Here is a 19,395-nt window from a genome sequence, read left to right as displayed (position 1 = left end):
GACGGCTCGCACTCAACATTGCCACCATGCATCCAGAAAGAGTTCCCATGCGACGAAAACTCAAAAAGGCCGCATGGAACGAGAAATACCTACTCGAGCTCATTCACCATATGCGATAGGCCTGCCCACAAGGGGGAGGGAGCGCCTCGAATACTTTGTCTCGGTTGCGCTTTGAATGATTTATGACGAAGAATAATGCGCTGGCAGGGGACGCAACAGACTCCCTCCCCCTTGTGGGAAGGGTTGGGGAGGGTTTTTTGAAGCTCATAAGTCTTCGCGTCGTGTCCTGCGCTTCTCGGACATACGAAAGCAGATAGGGCGTTTCACACCGAAGCGCGCTACACACAGACCCAGTTTGCCAAGCGCGCCCAGGCCAAGATAAACCGGCAGATTTATGGGTGATTATACGGCAACAGGGGTGTAGCCAGCCTCGCGGATGGCGGCTTGCGCCTTTTCAGCGTCACCTTCCACCCGTACATGATGGCTGGAGAGATCAACTGTCACGGCTGCGCCCGGCAGATTTTCCGCCAAGGCTTCACGCACCGCGCGCTCACAATGACCGCAGGTCATGTCTTCAACGTAAAATTCGCTGACATCTGCCATGGGGAAACATACTCCTGTTTGGCGATTGGCGCCTTTTTGCGATGCTGGCTTCCTCAGTGAGGTCTGTTTTTTTGCGCAAAGTCCGCCGCAGAACACCGGTGACGCTAACAAAGTCAAACGTCGAACAGCAGCGGGCGGACTACGATCACAAGATTATGAACCGCGCACAACTTCCAAAACAGCCACACCTTCGCCCGTGTCGGTGTGATGATCGGCAGTGCCTGCCAGATTATCCAGAATCGGGCATTCTGGACGATTGCCAGTCTGGCAATGATCCACAAGGTTTTTCAAGGTATCGGCCATGGCGCGCATGGCTTCCATCTTTTCCTCAAGCTCCTTGAGATGATCCAATGCAACCGCACGAACATCATCATTCTTGCGTGAGGTATCGCTCCAAAGTCCCAGCAGTCGTTCTGTTTCTTCCAACGAAAATCCAAGAGTACGCGCTCTGCGGACAAACCGTAGGCGGTGTACTTCGTTATCCCCATAAACGCGGTAGTTACTAGAGGTGCGCCGCTCAGGCATAACCAGCCCGATTTCCTCATAATAACGGATCATTTTCGCGGAAACGCCGGATGCGGCTGCGGCCTCTCCGATATTCATTGCACGTCCTTCCTGCACAACAACCAAAGATAGTAATTGCCTTAAATCTGCACTTTTAATTCTTTGCCACAATTAGTGTTAACTATCAATATATCCGACCCGAATGAGCCTAAAAAACATTCATCAACTTCACAATATATTGAATAAAAATTAAGCTATATAAAATGAATAGCGCGATTTTGCGCCAAAATAGCAAAGGCCGCCTGCATTTTTTGCCCCAGCCGCCGCTGTGCACCACCACGCTTGGAAAATCACAGGCTTTGGCGCTGAAATTTCGAGCGATCCGGTTTTGCCATACACCCCCACACAGACATCACGGTGAAGACTGATTCTCTGCTGGCACTCTTACAGTCTGCCGTCAAAACTCATGATCTGGGCTGATCATCCAAAACGGTTAACGGCCAATCACAGAGATAGTCTTCAAACTCATCCACCGAGACATCATCCTCGCTGACGGTGCGGCCTTTGGCCGAAATTCCGGCCTGATGCACGGTATCGGGATCGCCCGACACCAAAGGGTGCCACCAATAAAGATCATGCCCCTCATGCACCAGCCGATAGCCACAGCTTGGCGGCAACCAGGAGAGGGTCTCCACCTGATCAGGGGTCAGCTGGATGCAATCGGGCACAGTTGCCTTGCGGTTGGGATAATCCTTGCACTGACAGGTTTCGCCATCCAGCAGCGTGCAGGCAACCGAGGTAAAAAACACCTCGCCGCTTTCCCAATCCTCCAGCTTGTTGAGACAGCAGAGACCGCAGCCGTCGCAGAGATTTTCCCACTCCACCGTGGTCATCTCGGCCAGACTTTTGGTTTTCCAGTAAGGTTCGCTGCTCATCTCTATCCTCAGCGGGCCGGTCCCGCGTCTCTTCTCACTATAGCCTAAATTGGTTGCGATCTGGAATTTTCATCAAGGGGCCAGCGCTTGGCCCAAACCACGGGTTCACGCCATGCGCGTTAAGACATTTTAAGTCAAGCTTTGCAGTATAAAGCTTGGTGGGATAAAGATTGGCCTCCAGCCTGTAACGGCAGTGTGCAACGGACAGCGCAGAAACGATGAAAAAGCGGCATATTTTCCTGAAAATCGATGCTTGGCTCGATTCAACCCTTTGGAACGCTGGCTTTCGGCTGAGTGAGTTCTGGGAAGAGCTGACCATTTTCTTTCGCCGCTTTCGAATGCGCGGCTGGAAAAAACTGCTGTTTGAAGCGCTTGGCGAATGCATGACATGGGGCACCGTTGGAGCCGTTCTGCTGCTGGCGCTGGCCATGCCCGCCTTTCAGGAAACCGTGAAAGATTGGCGCAATCGCGGCGATTTTGCCGTCACCTTTCTGGATCGCTACGGCAATGTCATTGGCCATCGCGGCATTATTCACGAAAATTCGGTGGCCTTCAACGACCTGCCGGACAATTTGATCAAGGCCGTGCTGGCCACCGAGGATCGCCGTTTTTTCAATCATTTTGGCATTGATTTCATTGGCCTTTTCAGAGCTTTGAGCGAGAATGCCAGAGCTGGCGGCGTGGTGCAAGGCGGCTCCACCCTCACCCAGCAATTGGCCAAAAACCTGTTTTTGACCAATGAGCGCTCGATTGAGCGCAAGATCAAGGAAGCTTTTCTGTCGCTGTGGCTTGAGGCCAACCTGTCCAAAAAAGAGATCCTGTCGCTCTATCTTGACCGCGCCTATATGGGCGGTGGCACGTTTGGTGCGGCTGCCGCCTCGCAATTTTACTTTGGCAAGAGTGTTCGCGACATCAATCTGGCGGAAGCCGCCATGCTGGCGGGCCTGTTCAAGGCACCGGCCAAATATGCGCCCCACGTGAATTTGCCCGCCGCTCGTGGCCGCGCCAATGAAGTGTTGACCAATCTGGTGCAAAGCGGCTTCATGAGTGAAGGACAGGTGATTGCAGCACGCCGCAACCCGGCAACCGTGGTGGACCGCGCCGAGCAGGAATCACCGGATTTCTTTCTGGATTGGGCCTTTGATGAAGTGCAGCGACTGGGCACGCGCTTTCCTGAGCGCTCGCTGATTGTGCGCACCACCATCGATCCCGGCCTGCAAAAAGTGGCCGAAACGGCAGTCAACAACACGCTGCGCGATTATGGCGAGCAATATAATGTCAAGCAAGGCGCACTGGTGACCCTTGAAAATGGCGGCGCTGTGCGCGCCATGGTGGGCGGCAGTGATTATGGTGAAAGCCAGTTCAACCGCGCCACCCGTGCCCTGCGCCAACCCGGCTCGTCCTTCAAGATCTACACTTATGCTGTGGCCATGGAAGCCGGATTGACACCGGACAGCACCATTGTTGACGGCCCTCTCAGCTGGGGCAACTGGAGCCCGCACAATTATGGCAACAGCTATGCGGGCAAGGTGACGCTGACCACGGCGCTGGCCAAATCGATCAACACGGTTCCGGTGCGGCTGGTCAAAGACCGGCTTGGTATTGATTCTGTCATCCGCATGGCCAAGCTGATGGGGGTTGAAACGCCCATTCGCAAGGATGCCACCATTCCACTCGGCACATCCGAAGTGACCATTCTGGATCAGGCCACCGCCTATGCTGTGCTGCCCGCAGGCGGCATGCAGTCGCGCCGCCACGGCATTGAGGAAATTCTCGATTATCGCGGCAATGTGCTTTATAATTTCGAGCGCGATGCCGAGCCCGCCCGCCGCGTGCTGACCCAGCAGGCCGATGATTACATGAACCAGATGCTGACCAAAGTGCCCTATATTGGCACGGGGCGCAAAGCCGCGCTGGATGGCATTCTCACCGCTGGCAAAAGCGGCACCACCCAGGCTTATCGTGATGCGTGGTTTGTGGGCTTTACCGGCAATTTCACCACCGCCGTGTGGTTTGGCAATGATAATTACACCTCCACCAACAATATGACGGGTGGCTCGCTGCCGGCCATGACTTTCAAAACCGTGATGGATTACGCGCATCAGGGCATCGCCATTCGGCCGATTCCCGGTGTTCTGGAGCCCGCTGTCACCGTGATCAAACCCGTCAAACCCACCAAGGGCATGGAGCAGAACACGCCCACCGCAGCCTTTGTGCGGCCGCGCAGCCTCTCTGTACAAACAACGGCATTGTTGCGCGACATTGGCACCATGTTCACCGAGGCCAAGCCATTTTCAGCACCGAAAAGCGAGCTTAAACTCAACTGATCGCATCTTTGCCCAATTCGGCCCACAAAACGCTGCTGCAATGCGGATTGAGAGCCATTTCAACCACGGTGACAGGGCCTTGCAGCGCCTTGCTCCGTATATGTCGCCCAAAGGATGCCGTAACGCTTTTCATTTGTTGCATAATTTTCTCCTTAAACAATTCCGATTTGAGGGATTATGCAGTATCGCATTCTGGCACAGGTTCTGATGACAGAATCAGTTCCGGGACAGGTGTTTACAGCGGTGCCTTTATGGCGGTGTCAGTGTCGCAACAGTGTTAACAAGGTCATAGTCAGCGCGTGTTCAGGGTTCCCCTTCTTGTCCTCCTTGCTCTTGTCATCGCCTTTGGCCTTGGGATTCAATCCACATTGGTGGCGCTGAATGCCACTGTTGGCTTTGGCGAAATCTCGATTGATGGCTGGCGGGCTTTTCCTGAGGCGCAAACGGCCTCCGCCGATCCTTACGCTCGCTCGCACCGCGCCCGTGCTGGACGTTTGCTGCTGGGCAGCGCCGAGGGGCTGACCTTTATTGCCACCACCGACAGCAGCGGCCAGCGGCTCACCGGCCTGTGTCGCTACAGGCTCTCAGGCAGCGTTCCAACGACCCGGTTCTGGACGCTCTACGCCACCCGGCCCAATGGTGAACCGCTCAAGGTGTCACCGGATCTGCCAACAGCCCTGAACTCGATCATCGCCCTGAAAAACCCGGAGGGTAGCATGGACATCACCATCAGCGCCAAAGCCACGGCCAACAATTGGCTGGCCGTTGCGCCTGATGGTGGCCCGATCATGCTCAATCTGACCCTTCTGGACACACCAGCGGCGGGCAACTCGGGCCTTGTTGCCCTCACCATGCCCCGCATTGAGCGCATTGGGTGCGGCAATGTTTAAGGTGCTGTTTGCTGCTGCTATTGGCCTGATGGGTGCGGTTTTTCTGCACATTATCATAATTTTGGCCCTACCGCATTTTACTGGCAAAGATGCATTTACGCGCATCACCTTTGAAGGGCCGCTCAATCGCTTTTACAGTCTTGGCAATCAGGTGGACAAAGCCGGGCTTACCAGCAGCGACCCGTTTTTGAAAGTCGCAGCCTGCGCCTTTGATGTCAGTGCAAATCCGGTGCGCATCACGGCTGCGGGTGCGGTTCCCTTCTGGTCGATTGGCGTGTTTGATCGCAATGCCAACGAGGCCTACAGCATGAATGACAGCACATCGGTGGAAGGCAAGGTTGACATTATTGCTGCAACACCTGCGCAAATTGCGGTTTTGCGGGCCGAACAATCAGAAAGCCTGACCCAGACAATCTTTGTCGAAATGCCCACGCACAAAGGCTATGCCGTGCTGCGCGCCATGGTGCCGCAGGACAGTTTCAAGCCAGATGCCGAGGCTTTTTTGAAAGGCGCAAGCTGCAAGCCAATCGCCAGCTCATGACGCAAAATTGCAATCATCCTTACCCTTCATAGGGATGGGAATCATGCACAGGCCGCTTGCCGGTCAGCGATGCGGCACCAATCAGCAAAGGCTCTGTGCGCGCATAACGAACGCCGGTGAACAGCAGAATGCGCGCCTGCACACCCTCTGGCGGACGTTTTGCCGGTTTATGCTCAAAATGATCTTTCAGTCTAACGATGTCGGCCATGCTCGTCTCCAAATAGAATGTTTGAGACGGATGAAGAGATCGATTTCATCCTACCCCCCGTGTGAGGGCCAACACATCCCAATCAAAACACTTTGGTTTTGCCTGGGCATTCTGTGCCATTCTCCAGACTTTCCCAGCGGCATATCTCGCGCTGTCATCATGTGATTGCATCATCAATCGAAACACGCCCTGATATATAGGCCTATTCGATTGTTCTTATTAAACACCATTGATGGTTAACAGCTTGCTAACGATTACCCTGTATCTTGACGGAATTAGTATCGCGTTGGGACGGGTAATGTCGTGAATGATCAATTTAGGGCGTTGGAAAACACACGAAATGATCGGAACAAGGACGTGGTTTTGATGGCCACTGTCTCAAGTTTTGAATCCATTGAGCGTCCCGCCAAGGCAGATCTCAAGCAATTTGCGCTGTTGTTTCAACCGCTGTTTCAATCTTCAACGCTTGAGGCAAGGCGGGCGGCGGTGGCTGCCCTTTCGCAATCGCCCAATGTGCCCGAGCCAGTGGCATTTTTTATTGCCTGCCAACCCATTTCAATCTCAGCCCCCTTTCTCACCGCGTCTCCCTGCCTGACGGACGAGCTGTTGCTGACCGTGGCCCGTACCCAGGGCAAAGCCCACACCCGCGCCATTGTCCGTCGCGAAGCCCTCTCTCCGGCCATGATTGATGCGCTCGTCGGCTTGCGATTTTCGCTGCAAGAGGATCATCAGCAGGAGGAGAAAGATGGCGTGGTTCAAGACATGATGGAAGCACCGCCGCGCGCCATTCCCGTGCGAGAAGATCCCGCTCCCATCAAGAAAATCGAACTTGCAGAAATCCCCACCGAAACAGAGACGGTCGCTGTGGCCGAAGCCGCCAAGCGCAAACGTGAAGAAGCGCTGCGCCAAACCTTGATTGCGCTGGACCAGCACCTGCACCGCCCCCAAAATGACCGGCAGGGTCTGCACAGCATTACCCCGGTGCAGGAGGCTTTGCTGGTGCGCTTTGCCCGCACGCGCGAGGCCAGCGCCTTTGCCACTGCCTTGTCTGATACGCTCTCCTCCAGCCGCTGGCTGGCCGAGCGCATTTTGCTGGACCTGTCTGGACGCCAGCTTGCCACGGCCCTTTTGGGGCTTGCCATGACCCTTCCCGACATCACCTTTGTGTTGAGCCGCTTCTATCCACATTTGACCGAGCTGGAACACAATGAGCCACGCATTGCCCGCCTGATTGCCTCACTGGACGGTCGCGAATGCCAACGGCGCATTGAGGCGTGGCTGCGCGCCGACCAAAAGACCTATCAGAGCCACCGCGACGCACCAGCACCGCAGCAAGATGCCCACCAGGAAGAAGGGAATGATATTGTTGCCTATTTGAAGCAGCATCGCGGCTAAGACGACAGCCGCCGCTTTACACCTGCTCAACAACAAACAGCCCGTCTATGGCATCTGTTTCCAGCTCAACCAGCCACAGATCCGGGTCCCACTTTATTTCACGCGCCATCAACGCCGCCACGTCCTCAGGCTCGACCCGCTCCAGCCGCCGCTCAAACCGCCGATCAAGAGCCCCCTCGCCATCGACGAGGCTTTGCGGAGCCGGACCAAACAGGGTCTCCAAACCATCACGAAACCGCTGCCGAATAAAAATCGTCCCGGCCTGATCCATCCCCTTACGCTCCACAGCCGCATAGCCACCGCGCGAAAACACGGTGCGGATCAAAGCGGACACAAACATATCGGAACGAAGACGCATGGGGATCACTTAACCCAAGGCGGCAACGCTGTCAGGCAAAATCAACATCCATCAACAGGGGTTCAAGCATTCTCATCCAGAAACACATTCCCCGACCCCTCATCTGCCGCACCACCACAATCAATCGCATCGCCAATACGCCCGGCTGGCTTGCCATTGATAAACACGGTGGGCGACCCTGCGGCGAGTGCGCGACCATGGCTTGGCTCCGGGCAGGATGAACAGGCATGCGCCCCATAGGCATCCCCAACCCGCACAGCGCCGCGACCATTGATAAACACATCACCGCTGGCTTCAACAGCGGTCGTGGGTGGAAAATGGCAGGCGTGGCCGGAACCTATATCTCCAAGGCGGGTGATGGCGGGCATGATCTTTTCCTTGTATTTTCGTCGATGATCTCTCAGCGATTGACGCGCACTCTAACTCCGTAACTGTACTTTATTACTGATTATCAATAACATACAAATTTATACATTCAGAACCTTCTTTAAACGCAACACCTAGATCACGATAACCAAGAGAGCGAACACCATATATGTCAAATCGCTCAGAAATTGGCGATGGCATACTAATAAAGTTGTCGCTGCTGACCCTATCGAAGAGTCCCCGTTCAAATAAATTATATGCGGAATCCTTAGCCGCACCGCACCATTTAGATTCGATTGCACTGTCTTGAGCGCCTAAATCTTTTGCATATTCAAGTTTCAATTTGGAAAAAAATTGACGTCCAAAATCGTCGTCGATTAGGTTCAAAATATCTGATTTGGAAGGCGGTTTGCGTATTATAGTCATATTTTCTCCTGAGTCACTTAGCTTCCGGCCTAAGAGATAGACAGCCACCAACAACAAAATAAAAACAAAAAATATGAGAAATATTTTTAATTTCATTTTGCAATTTCCGTTAAAATATATTTTTGTACTATTTCTGGCCCCTCACCTACTATATCATAAGCCCCAGCATTACCTAGGCTTGTAAGAATACCAGGAAGCGCATCGGTTATGACATATTCTTTTTCACCATTCCGTCCAGTAGTTTCACCTAAGTAATTAGCAATTCCTCCATCTGGGAATGGAAATGTAGTATCCTCGAGGACATCAAAGCTACCACCGCCCAAATTGATGACTTTGTTAGCTATATCAGTTTCAGCTTTTGGCACAGTGACCATTTTATTTCTGTCCCAATTATATCTATCGTAAATATATACTTTCGTTCTAATTTCAACAATAGGCTGTCCGTTCCACTCTTTGCGCTGCGCAATGGCACCAAACGCATACGAAAAACCACCCATCGCATAAAACATTTCTGTACCTTGTTTTGTGGATGCGCCAAACCAATTTTTGTTTATAGATTTACTTTCTGGATTTAATGAAATGTATCCTTGGAATGTTTTACTTCCAGATGCAAAATCCTCATAAATTTGCTTCGTAAAATTGAACAAATTTCCATCACTGCGCTTAGAAAAATCTTGTCCGTCTCGTTTTAGTTTAGATATCTCATCTTGTGTAAGCACCTTTTTTGTACCCCCACCATCAACATAATGGGAAAGGTTATCTGAAGCAGAGTTTGACCACCCCATCTTATATCTACCGCCCCAAACAAGGACATTAATCATGTTCTCTGCTGCATTTTTTAGTTTCTTTTTTTCTTCAGCCGTTAATGCTTCACTGACATATTGAGATTTAGCCTCGTTATCAGGACTTATGAGACGTGGCGGCCTTGGGATAGAATTAGGGCTGCTTTCAACAAGCTGAATTCTGTCTTTTGCTCCGGACTGATACGAAAGTGGCCCATTTGGAGTTGGCTGAGACCTATCAAGAATGTTTTCCATTAGTTTATGTCCACCCTATCACCTATAATTTTTACCGTCACTCCTTCTATAGTAACACTTCCATTTTGCTCTAATATTATACGAGATTTTCCGCAAATAATATCGATACGTTCACCAGATTTTATTGATCTAATCTCAGCAACTGCTTCGTGAAAGTTATTCCCAATAGATAGTACATAATCTTCACCAACTTCCTCTCTTCGAATACCTCCAACAATTTGGTGAGAGAAGGATCCAATTACCTTGAGATCCGAACGACCTATAGTCTCAATTTTATCATTTTGGACCATTACATTCATCATCCCTTCGCCGAGCGACAGGCTTTTACTCAGATGTATGCGCTTCAGGTTATCGCTAACTTTAAAAAATGGAGAAATTAACTGCTCAAAAATATAGCTACCTGAAAAAGCTTGCCCTACCGATATATTATAGTTTCCATACACATTCGTTGATTTTACATTGCCGACATAAGAGGTATAGTCTTTCCCGATTGAAACGCTTTTGAAGCCCTCGTGTCTATGCACGGTATCTTTCCTCACAAGTTTTGTTTCATCATTGTTTATTATTTCATTTCTGTCCTTCTGCGCGTGCAGAAATATCTCCTCGCGCCCAGCCTCGTCCTCAAACGTCAACTCGTTAAACTTCTGTGCCGACTTGCCCTTATGCGTATTGGTCCGAAACACGCTCTTGGTCTTATTCGCAGGCAAATCATACGGCACGGGGTTCAGCGGATTGGGCACCACACCCGTCACCAATGGCCGGTCCGGGTCGCCATCAATATAGGCCACCATCACTTCCATGCCGATGCGAGGGATGACCTGACTGCCCCAGAGGCCACCGGCCCAGCTTTGGGAGACGCGGATCCAGCAGGTGTCCGTGCCGTCCTTTTTGGCGCGGCGGTCCCAGGGGAACCAGACTTTGATGCGACCGTATTTGTCGGGGTGGATTTCTTCGCCTTCCGGGCCAGCAACAATGCCAACTTGCGCACCTTCTATCCGTGGGCGTTTCGTGGTGCGGTGTGGGGTGAACGGAATGCGGGCGGGAATGGCTTCAAACCGGTTGGTATATTCCGGCTCGTTTTCTGTTGTCTCATAGGACCGATCCACAGCCTCGTGGCGGATGTAGGTGATGACGTGTTCTTCAAACACACGATCCGGGTTTGGCTCCTCATAGGGCTTGAACTTGCGCCCCGGCTCCAGCACCCGCACGGTGGACTTCCCCGTCACACGCTCATGCTCTGCCTCTGAGGCCTGCGCCCGCAGCTTGCCTGCCCGCTCCGCTTCCTTATCATCCGCAACACGGGCCGGGTATTCATAAAGCTCTCGCTTCACAGCACCCGGCATTAGCACATTCGATTGGGTTTTGCGCTCTGGAATGAAACTAGGCGTCTCGAAATTCCAGTCGGCATCCACGCGCTGACCGGGGATGTAGCGAAAGCGGCGCACCCAATCGGTGATGTGGTTGCGATCGCTGGAGCCTTGCGCAAGCCGTATATTCATTTCGCCCTCAGCGCTTGCCGATGGATCGCTCCAGGCAATCTGGTGATCGGTCACGCGCAGGCGGTGCACGCCCTTTTCATGGAGAAACCAGAAGAAAATGCCATCTTCTTCCAGCCTGCGCAGCAGGTAGTCCAGATCGGTCTCGTTCCATTGCACCGAATAGTGCTGGGCCGGTGGTTTGTTTTGCAAAAAGCCAATGTCCGGATTCGGCAAGCCATGTTCGGAAAACAGCGTTTGCAGCACCTGAATGGAGGTCATATCCTGCCAGATGCGGCAATCAGACCGGCGCGACAGCAGCCACATTTGCGGGCGGATGGTGAGCGTGTAGGAGCGCAAGCCCCGTGTGACGGGCGGCCCCTCCTCCAGATCGGTCACCAGACCGTTGAACGGACGCCGCACCCCTTCTTCGTCAAACTCGCCCTGGCGGATTTCCAGCGAGACATCAACAAGATGGCCAATCAATTCCTCTGGCTTCACCTCTTCGCGCTTGGCCCGCACATGAAGGGTGATTTCAAACAGCCGGTTGACGCCCTCTTCAATCACCATGCGTTCCGGCAGCAATTTATCGTCACCCAGCGGTGAGGATAATTTTAAAACTCGGCTGGCCTGAACAAAATCGATCTCTAAAATATCGTCCATAAATCCCCCAAATGCTAGGGATGAACCACCCACTGCATAAACCCTGAAATCGGAGTGGATTTCAGAAATATGCAGCACATTAAGCGTGTTACAGCGTCCTTTATGCACCAAATAGGGCGCACGGGTCTGTAAGAGTGAAACACCGTCGCGCATGCGTATAGACTGCAATTAGGGCGGGTATTTGCTATTTCAAGAGAAAAATTTAGAGCGCGCCGATGGATTTCAGTGTTTTGAGCACGGCCATATCTGGCTCGCCCGTTTCTGGCAGGCGATAATGGCGTTGGAAATGACGGATAGCGGCTTTGGTTTTTTCGCCGACAACCCCGTCAACAGTGATACCGGTGTAGGAAACATTGATCAGGCCGCGCTGGATGTCCATCACCAGCGCCGGTCCTGCGGTTGACCCCACGGGCTGCGGGGGCATGGCATGGCCGGCGTGATCCCGACTGGCTATTTCCCGATTTACAGCCTCCCCCACAGGCACCCTTGGCACAGGGGCCGCCACCGTACGCATGGAAGCCTTGGTGGCGGGTGGCGTTGCGCCGTTTTTCTCAGCGTTGCGAATGGCGGCGGCCACCGGATCAAGAGCTTCCTCACCGGACGATGCCACCATCGTGGGCCGCTCCAGCGGATGCACTGTCGCAGCAACGGGCACCGCGGTGGGCGCATTGCTTGCGCCATTGTCTGCGGCCAGGACGTTCAACAGGTCGTCGCTTGGCTGGGCTGTTGCCGTCAGGCCAACCTGCTGCTGATAGGCCTGAATGGCCGCATCCGTTTGGGCATCGCGCCGCCCGTTCAGCGGGCCATTGTAGAAGCCGAGACGCGCCAGCTGGCTCTGGATTGACAGAATGGTCTGGGAATCATCGGATACCGCAGGTGGAGCCAATTGCTGCACTTGTGGCTGGGCTTGCTGTTGGACCTGTTGAGGTGCTGGTGGTGCCACAGGCGGGGCGCTGGTGTCCTGCCGCTGGATCAAAAATGTTGTCACATCATCAGGATGCGGCTTGATGGCGGGGGATGTGTTAAAGCCCAGCATGGCCGAAAAATCATGCGGATCGCGCGTGCGCAAAATTGGCGATGGATGACGCCCCGGCTGATACCAGAATGCATTGGCGGTGACGCAACCCAACACCACTACAAAGCCCAATGTGCACATCACCACACTGGGATTGCGCGCAACAATGCGCATGGACGCTTTAGCGGCCAAGACGAAAAAGCCCGGCTCCTTTCGAGCGGACTTTCTTTTATCCGGCAATTTTCGCTTTCGCGTCGCCATTCAATCCTTTCCTAGGGCCTTCCTGAGCGCCAAAGGTCGAGCAATTCTCGCTCTGTTGGCCTGTGTTGACCATGCTTGCCTGCAAGCGTGGCGGAAATTCGATATGCTGGCTTTCACCCGTCGCTTCGATCCGCGAAACGCCTGATCCGTCAATCGGCAGGCTAATTTCAACCAAGGTGCCTTCACCGTGGCGGCTCGAAATTTTAAACTCACCACCATGCAGTGCCACTAAGCCCTTGACCAGAGACAGGCCCAGCCCAACGCCATCATATTGGCGATTGTAATCACTCTGCACTTGCACAAAGGGCTCACCCAATGTGCGGATTTTATCTTCCTCGATACCAATGCCCGTGTCGCTGACCGAGATCAACAAATTCTGCTCTGATCGTGCCGCATCCACAGTGATAACGCCACCCGCTTCGGTGAATTTGATAGCATTACCAACAAGATTGATCAAAATTTGACGCACGGCGCGTGGGTCGGCATGCAATTCACCGACGTTGCGACCAATGCGGCTGGTCAAGCGCACGCCCTTTTCGCGCGCCTGCAACGCCAGCATTTTTTCGCAATCGTGAATGGTTTCCGATAGTGTGAATGGCTCCACCAGCAGCTCATAGCGCCCGGCTTCAATGCGGCACATGTCCAACATGCTGTTGACGACAGAGAGCAAATGCCCACCGGATTGACGGATCAGACGCACATATTCACGATGGCGCTCATCTTCCATCCTGCCAAAATAATCACCCATCAGAATATCCGAAAAGCCAAGAATGGCATTCAGCGGCGTGCGCAGTTCATGGCTGGCGGCGGCCAAAAAGCGGCTTTTCATTTCATGGGCGTTTTGCAGATCGGCCTCAAGACGCACGAGTTGCTCGGCCATGTCCTGCTCATGCGTGCAATCCAGCACCTGCACAAGCACACTGGCAAGACGGCCATCGGCATCACGGCTGCCCGCCATATCCAGCGACACCGCCATCAGCGTGCCCGGCACATCATCCGACATATCATCCGCTTGCGGACGGCCAAGGCGTAAAGATAGGCGCATACGGTCATCGCCCTGGCGCAAGGAATCAAAGGCGCGCACAAAGGCGATGCGATCAGTGACATGCACCTGATCAATGAACGTGCGGCCAAGCGGATCGCGCAGCGCGGGCAAGAAGCTTTCAACATCGCGCCCCCCCATCCGCAATACGCAGGCCTGCCCGTCCAGCTCCAGCGCAAGACCCGGAAATAGCCCAAGATCGACCATGGCCGGCGCAGGCGTATGAGGGGTTTCTTCCTGATTGTTCAACGGAGATGGGCGCACCATGCGCAGGCTGGCCAGCAGGGCCACAAGAAAAATGGCAAAGACTATGGCAAAACCAAGTGGCAAAGCCACAGCCGCCCCTTGCAGAAAAGACAGGCCAAGCGGCAATAGCACCAGAGCTGGCAGGCACGTCATGATAACACGGCGCGTCGCCACAATCTCCGCGTGTGAAGGCTCTGCACTCACGACAATGCGGGCCACTTTGCGGGTGACCGCTTCATCGACAAATGTCTCTGCCCAATCGGTGATTTTGCTCAATACCTGCACTCGAAACTTCCGCAACATGCGGTCCTCAATGTTTAGGCAACAATAGAGGTCGCCGCCTTAAGGAAAAGATAAAGCACAAAGCCAAAAGCCGTCGAAAAGGGGCGGTTTCGGCCTGTTCTGATACAGGTTCGGCAAGCTTTCGAAAACATGGTTAACGGCACGTAAGCGATGGATTTTGCGTGTTTTTCTCTATTTTGTTAACATTTATGGCGTGACAACACCTGCAAAGCCTGTGGAAGACAAGGGCTCTGCCACAATTATGCTTAATCCCAATTCTTAAACTTTGAATAGAATACGCCTCAAATGCAGATAGATTGCATTTTAAACAAATGCGCAGAAAATCTGAGCAAATTTTGCAAAGCCATATTTGGATGCGAATCATATCGTGTGTCCCAACAGCCGGTTATCATCGCCGGGAATACGGAACGGGTTCCGTGTTTGAACAAAACGGATAGTTGTGATGTGGTTTTTAATCAAAGGCACGTTCTGGTTTACTCTGGTGCTGGTGGCGCTGTCGTTTATCGGCGGACCGCAGAACGCCCAATCGACCGCCACATCGCAATTCCAGCTCAGCAACGCCATCTCGGCGGCCACGGGGGCCTATGATTATGTCAGCGGTCTGTGCACCACCAAGCCTGATGTCTGCGCCAAGGGCGCGCAAACCTTCAGCGCCATTGGCGAGCGGGCACGCGAAGGGGCGCTGGTGGCCTTTCAACTGCTCAACCGTCATTTTGGCGATGGCAGCACAACGCCCTCGGATGGAACCCCTGTGACTGACAAAGAGGCCTCAAATGCTGCCGATCACGTCGTGACCGGCACGGTGTCGCAGCCCAGTGCATCACAAGTTGGCGCATCACAAGCTGGCCCATCAAACCCTCTGGTCATCAATGTTCCCCGACCACGGGTCAAGCCTGCCGATTGATCAAGCGCCGCCATTCCCTTTCTGCTTTGTCAAGTTTCACCACCGTTTCCAGCCTGCTTTTGCACCTTCACTGTCCCCTCTGTCCTTTTGTGACGCCGCGAAGAGCTTGCTCTTTGCGGTTTTTTTTGCGCTTTGCAGTGTTCAACTGCCGTGCTGCTCGCCTATATGAGGGTGCATAAAACCATAAAGCGGACCCAAGCCATGACGCCTATCGACCAGATCATCGACGATTTCGCCTTTTTAGAAGAATGGGAAGATCGCTATCGCTATGTGATCGAGTTGGGCAAAGCGCTGCCAGAGCTTTCTGAGAGCAAACGCACTGATGACAACAAGGTCCGAGGCTGTGCAAGTCAGGTGTGGCTGGCCACCACGGCCGGTGATGGAGCGGATCCGGTTTTGACCTTTGAGGGTGATTCCGATGCCCATATTGTGCGCGGGCTGGTGGCCATTGTGCTGTCGGCCTATTCCGGCAAGCGCGCCTCTGAGGTCGCGCGGATGGATGCGCTGGAGCTGTTTGGCAAGCTTGGGCTGATCGAGCATCTGTCTGCCCAACGCGCCAATGGTTTGCGCTCGATGATTGATCGTATTCGCTCTGAAGCAGCGGGCAAGCTGGCCGCCAACGCATAAGGCCCTAACCCTTTTGTGGGTTGAGCCAATATTATGCCGTCTATTCAATATACTACAGCGTGATGTTCAGCTTTGCACAGCGTGCTGTATAAGAAAGGTCTATCGTGAAGCGGCGCACTCTTGCAATCGTCATTGTCGGCGCACTCCTTTTGGGAGCTGGTGGAATTTACTGGGCTACGCGCTCCAATAATACAGCCGCCACCAATCTTTTGACCGCAACCGTCAAGCGCGGCAATATTGAGCAAACGGTGCTTGCCACCGGCATTTTCAAGCCCTCGCGGCTGGTGGCGGTGGGTGCGCAGGTGTCGGGCCGCATTACGGCTGTGCATGTCAAGATTGGCGATACGATCAAGAAAAACGACCTGGTGGCCGAAATTGACTCGGTGACCCAGCAAAACAATCTGCGCACATCCAAGGCGGCCCTTGCCAATGTCAAGGCGCAGAAGGCCGAAGCGCAGGCAACGCTGGTCAATGCCCGGCTGACGCTGGAGCGCCAGCAAAGCCTTTTGGCCAATAATTCCGGCAAGCAGGCCGATGTTGATAGCGCGCAAGCAGCATTGGACCAGACAAAAGCCCAGATCGACGCGCTGGATGCGCAGATTATCGAGGCCGAAGTGGCGGTGGAAACCGCCCAGGCCAACCTGGGCTATACCCGCATCACCGCGCCGATGGATGGCACGGTGCTGGCCATTGTCAACCAACAGGGCCAGACCGTGAATGCCACCCAATCGGCCCCGACAATTGTAATTCTTGGTCAATTGGACAAGATGATTGTCCGCGCCGAGATTTCCGAGGCCGATGTGGTGCGGGTCAAGCCCGGACAGCCGGTCTATTTCAATATTCTCGGCGATCCATCCAGGCGCTTCAATGCCGTGTTGCAATCAATTGAGCCAGCACCGGCTTCTATCACCAGCGACAGCAGCGTGACATCATCAAGCTCCACCACGTCTTCCGCCTCTACTTCGGCAATTTATTACAATGGCGTGTTTCCGGTTGATAATACCGATGGGTATTTTCGCACCTATATGACAGCGGAAGTTCATATTGTGCTGGGACAGGCCAAGGACGTGCTGGTTATCTCATCCTCGGCGCTGCCAAACGCCACCAAAACCGGCAAGGTCACGCTGCGGGTGGCCAATGCCGCCGATGAAATTTCCACCAAAACCGTGGAGATTGGCCTCAATGATGGCACCAATGCCGAGATCAAATCGGGATTGAGCGAGGGCGACCGGGTGGTGATTGGCGATTCCTCCACCGCCACCGACGGCAGCGGCAGACGCGGCGGTCGATCGCCCATGAGGCTGTAGCATGGGCGCACTGATTGAGCTGAAGGGCATTTCCCGCATCTATCGCGCTGGCGAGCAAGAGCTGGCGGTTTTGAAGAACGTCAACCTCACCATTGAGCGCGGTGAGATGGTGTCGATTATCGGGCCGTCCGGCTCGGGCAAATCGACCTTGATGAATATTCTGGGCCTGCTGGACCGTCCCAATGCTGGCACTTACGAGATCGATGGCAAGCGCACCGACCAGTTGGATAGCGATGCGCTCTCCGGGCTGAGGCGCGAGCATTTCGGCTTTATTTTTCAACGTTATCATCTTTTGTCCGATCTCTCTGCACTGGGCAATGTCGAGGTTCCCGCCATTTATGCAGGCCTTGCCGCCAGCCAGCGGCGCGACCGCGCCCGGCAATTGCTGGAGCGGCTGGGCATGGGCGAGCGCTTGCGCAACCGCCCCGGCCAGCTTTCTGGCGGTCAGCAGCAGCGGGTGTCCATTGCCCGCGCCCTGATCAACGGTGGCGAAGTGATTTTGGCCGACGAGCCAACCGGCGCGCTCGACAAGCAAAGCGGCGAGGAAGTGCTGCGCATTCTCGATGAATTACACGCCGAAGGCCGCACCATTATCATTGTCACCCATGATGCCAATGTGGCAGCGCGGGCCGAGCGGGTGATTGAAATTGCCGATGGCGAGATTATTGATGACCGTCGGCAGGACAAGCCAAAACTGATCCGCGAAGCACCAGAGCAGCCCCCTGCCCGCATTCAACGCTTTCCATGGTTTGATCGCTTTGGTGAGGCCTTTGTCATGGCCTTGCGGGCCTTGGCGTCGCACCGCTTGCGCACATTTTTGACCATGCTGGGCATTGTCATTGGCATTGCCTCGGTGGTCTGCGTGGTGGCGCTGGGGGCAGGTACACAGCAGAAAGTGCTGGCCGATATCAACAGTCTGGGCACCAACACGCTGGAGATTTTTCCCGGCAAAAGCTTTGGCGATGTGCGCTCCGGCAAAATCACCACACTGAAAGTGGCGGATGCCAATGCCCTTGGTAATCTGCCCTATGTGTCCGCCGTCACCCCCACCGTATCCACCTCTGGCACGGTGCGGTTTGGCGCAACCGTTGCCAATGCGCTGATCAATGGGGTTGGTGCGCAATATTTTGACGTCAAAGGCTCGAAATTGCTGGCCGGTCGGTTTTTCGATAGCGAAGCCGTGGCCAATATGAGCCAGGATGCGGTGATTGACCAAACCGCGGCAGATAGCCTGTTTGGCAGCAATTATGCCGACGCGCTGGGCCAAACCGTGTTTTTGGGCAAAGTGCCGGTGCGCATCATTGGCGTGATTGCCAAGCAGCAAGGCGGCTTTGGCTCCAGCTCCAATTTGCAGGTCTATCTGCCCTATAGCAGCGTGCAGGCGCGGTTTTTGGGCGATTTGTCCTTGCGATCTGTGACAGTGCGGCTGGCCGACAATGTCGATTCTGCGGTTGCCAACACCGCCGTCACCAGTTTCCTCACCAACCGCCATGGCGAGCAGGATTTCTTCATTCTCAACACCGATGACATTCGCAAAACCATTACCAGCACCACCAATACGCTGACCCTGCTGGTGGCGGCCATTGCGGTGATTTCGCTGATTGTCGGCGGCATTGGGGTGATGAACATCATGCTGGTGTCGGTCTCTGAACGGGTCGGTGAAATTGGTGTGCGCATGGCGGTGGGTGCCAGACGGCAGGATATTTTGCAGCAATTCCTGATCGAGGCGGTGCTGGTCTGCCTGATTGGTGGCAGTCTTGGCATCGGGCTTGCGCTGTCTTTTGGCTTTTTGTTTTCACTGCTCACCCAGGATTTTGCTCTGCTCTATTCCACCACCTCCATGGTCGCCGCCTTTACCTGCTCATGCCTGATCGGCCTTGTGTTCGGCTTCATGCCCGCCCGCAATGCATCCCGGCTGGATCCGGTGGTGGCGCTCTCAAAAGATTGAGATGGGATAAGGAA

The 19,395-nt window shown here is 54.1% G+C and carries 20 protein-coding genes; 8 read left to right on the top strand and 12 right to left on the bottom strand.

Annotation, left to right across the window (positions count from 1 at the left end; translation table 11 throughout):
• Nucleotides 1–402 precede the first annotated feature (402 nt).
• The 3 genes from E6C51_RS17935 to E6C51_RS17925 all read right to left on the bottom strand — a co-directional run bounded on the left by E6C51_RS17935 (nucleotide 403) and on the right by E6C51_RS17925 (nucleotide 2,042).
• Nucleotides 403–603, bottom strand: a complete 201-nt coding sequence (locus E6C51_RS17935) for a heavy-metal-associated domain-containing protein (protein ID WP_190236995.1) — start codon at nucleotides 601–603, stop codon at nucleotides 403–405.
• Nucleotides 604–756: 153 nt separating this feature from the next.
• Complete coding sequence (gene cueR / locus E6C51_RS17930) at nucleotides 757–1,206, bottom strand: Cu(I)-responsive transcriptional regulator (RefSeq protein WP_146936989.1); 450 nt, start codon at nucleotides 1,204–1,206, stop codon at nucleotides 757–759.
• Nucleotides 1,207–1,571: 365 nt separating this feature from the next.
• Nucleotides 1,572–2,042: a YcgN family cysteine cluster protein gene (locus E6C51_RS17925; RefSeq protein WP_146936991.1), complete on the bottom strand. Its 471-nt coding sequence runs from the start codon at nucleotides 2,040–2,042 to the stop codon at nucleotides 1,572–1,574.
• Between the two features lie 218 nt (nucleotides 2,043–2,260).
• Between E6C51_RS17925 and E6C51_RS17920 the strand changes: the two genes are divergently transcribed.
• A complete protein-coding gene (locus E6C51_RS17920) occupies nucleotides 2,261–4,369 on the top strand; it encodes a transglycosylase domain-containing protein (protein WP_190236994.1) in 2,109 nt (702 codons plus the stop codon).
• Here E6C51_RS17920 and E6C51_RS17915 read toward each other — a convergent pair.
• The gene (locus tag E6C51_RS17915) at nucleotides 4,362–4,511 is read right to left on the bottom strand and encodes a hypothetical protein (protein WP_186827821.1); all 150 of its coding nucleotides are present in this window, start codon (nucleotides 4,509–4,511) and stop codon (nucleotides 4,362–4,364) included. The genes E6C51_RS17920 and E6C51_RS17915 overlap by 8 nt on opposite strands.
• Before the next feature lie 157 nt (nucleotides 4,512–4,668).
• Between E6C51_RS17915 and E6C51_RS17910 the strand changes: the two genes are divergently transcribed.
• Both E6C51_RS17910 and E6C51_RS17905 read left to right on the top strand, forming a co-directional pair.
• Complete coding sequence (locus E6C51_RS17910; protein WP_190236993.1) at nucleotides 4,669–5,259, top strand: DUF1214 domain-containing protein; 591 nt, start codon at nucleotides 4,669–4,671, stop codon at nucleotides 5,257–5,259.
• The gene (locus E6C51_RS17905; RefSeq protein WP_146936997.1) at nucleotides 5,252–5,800 is read left to right on the top strand and encodes a DUF1254 domain-containing protein; all 549 of its coding nucleotides are present in this window, start codon (nucleotides 5,252–5,254) and stop codon (nucleotides 5,798–5,800) included. The genes E6C51_RS17910 and E6C51_RS17905 overlap by 8 nt, the downstream gene beginning before the upstream one ends.
• Before the next feature lie 19 nt (nucleotides 5,801–5,819).
• On the opposite strand, the gene E6C51_RS17900 is transcribed toward E6C51_RS17905, so the two are convergent.
• Nucleotides 5,820–6,008, bottom strand: coding sequence for a hypothetical protein (locus E6C51_RS17900; RefSeq protein ID WP_075637622.1), 189 nt, complete (start codon nucleotides 6,006–6,008; stop codon nucleotides 5,820–5,822).
• A gap of 366 nt (nucleotides 6,009–6,374) precedes the next feature.
• Here E6C51_RS17900 and E6C51_RS17895 point away from each other — a divergent pair, with 366 nt between their 5' ends.
• Nucleotides 6,375–7,403 carry a DUF2336 domain-containing protein gene (locus E6C51_RS17895; RefSeq protein WP_190236992.1) on the top strand — a complete coding sequence of 343 codons (1,029 nt, stop codon included), beginning with the start codon at nucleotides 6,375–6,377 and terminating at the stop codon, nucleotides 7,401–7,403.
• Between the two features lie 16 nt (nucleotides 7,404–7,419).
• Here E6C51_RS17895 and E6C51_RS17890 read toward each other — a convergent pair whose 3' ends face one another.
• The 7 genes from E6C51_RS17890 to E6C51_RS17860 all read right to left on the bottom strand — a co-directional run bounded on the left by E6C51_RS17890 (nucleotide 7,420) and on the right by E6C51_RS17860 (nucleotide 14,595).
• Entirely contained in the window at nucleotides 7,420–7,761 is a 342-nt protein-coding gene (locus E6C51_RS17890) for a DUF1491 family protein (RefSeq protein ID WP_190236991.1), read from the bottom strand.
• 62 nt (nucleotides 7,762–7,823) lie between these two features.
• Nucleotides 7,824–8,129, bottom strand: a complete 306-nt coding sequence (locus tag E6C51_RS17885) for a PAAR domain-containing protein (protein WP_190236990.1) — start codon at nucleotides 8,127–8,129, stop codon at nucleotides 7,824–7,826.
• Between the two features lie 73 nt (nucleotides 8,130–8,202).
• Entirely contained in the window at nucleotides 8,203–8,649 is a 447-nt protein-coding gene (locus E6C51_RS17880) for a hypothetical protein (protein ID WP_190236989.1), read from the bottom strand.
• Complete coding sequence (locus E6C51_RS17875; RefSeq protein WP_190236988.1) at nucleotides 8,646–9,590, bottom strand: hypothetical protein; 945 nt, start codon at nucleotides 9,588–9,590, stop codon at nucleotides 8,646–8,648. Before E6C51_RS17875 ends, E6C51_RS17880 begins: the two co-directional genes overlap by 4 nt.
• Entirely contained in the window at nucleotides 9,590–11,728 is a 2,139-nt protein-coding gene (locus E6C51_RS17870) for a type VI secretion system Vgr family protein (RefSeq protein ID WP_190236987.1), read from the bottom strand. The genes E6C51_RS17875 and E6C51_RS17870 overlap by 1 nt, the downstream gene beginning before the upstream one ends.
• 202 nt (nucleotides 11,729–11,930) lie before the next feature.
• Nucleotides 11,931–13,004 (bottom strand): peptidoglycan-binding domain-containing protein, encoded by a 1,074-nt coding sequence (locus E6C51_RS17865; RefSeq protein ID WP_190236986.1) that lies wholly within the window; start codon nucleotides 13,002–13,004, stop codon nucleotides 11,931–11,933.
• The gene (locus E6C51_RS17860) at nucleotides 12,973–14,595 is read right to left on the bottom strand and encodes a sensor histidine kinase (RefSeq protein WP_190236985.1); all 1,623 of its coding nucleotides are present in this window, start codon (nucleotides 14,593–14,595) and stop codon (nucleotides 12,973–12,975) included. The genes E6C51_RS17865 and E6C51_RS17860 overlap by 32 nt, the downstream gene beginning before the upstream one ends.
• 442 nt (nucleotides 14,596–15,037) lie before the next feature.
• Between E6C51_RS17860 and E6C51_RS17855 the strand changes: the two genes are divergently transcribed.
• From E6C51_RS17855 to E6C51_RS17840, 4 genes are all read left to right on the top strand, one after another.
• Nucleotides 15,038–15,499: a DUF5330 domain-containing protein gene (locus E6C51_RS17855; RefSeq protein ID WP_190236984.1), complete on the top strand. Its 462-nt coding sequence runs from the start codon at nucleotides 15,038–15,040 to the stop codon at nucleotides 15,497–15,499.
• A gap of 201 nt (nucleotides 15,500–15,700) precedes the next feature.
• The gene (locus tag E6C51_RS17850) at nucleotides 15,701–16,126 is read left to right on the top strand and encodes a SufE family protein (protein WP_146937019.1); all 426 of its coding nucleotides are present in this window, start codon (nucleotides 15,701–15,703) and stop codon (nucleotides 16,124–16,126) included.
• 104 nt (nucleotides 16,127–16,230) lie between these two features.
• On the top strand, nucleotides 16,231–17,433 hold the full coding sequence (locus E6C51_RS17845) for an efflux RND transporter periplasmic adaptor subunit (protein ID WP_190236983.1): 1,203 nt from the start codon (nucleotides 16,231–16,233) through the stop codon (nucleotides 17,431–17,433).
• Nucleotide 17,434: 1 nt separating this feature from the next.
• Entirely contained in the window at nucleotides 17,435–19,381 is a 1,947-nt protein-coding gene (locus E6C51_RS17840; protein ID WP_190236982.1) for a MacB family efflux pump subunit, read from the top strand.
• Nucleotides 19,382–19,395: the final 14 nt, after the last annotated feature.

Source organism: Gillisella terrae (assembly GCF_004801395.1).
In the GTDB taxonomy this organism is placed as follows: Bacteria; Pseudomonadota; Alphaproteobacteria; order Rhizobiales; family Rhizobiaceae; genus Allorhizobium; species Allorhizobium terrae.
The sequence above is the reverse complement of the archived record's forward strand: the minus strand, read 5'-3'. Positions and strand labels throughout refer to the sequence as shown.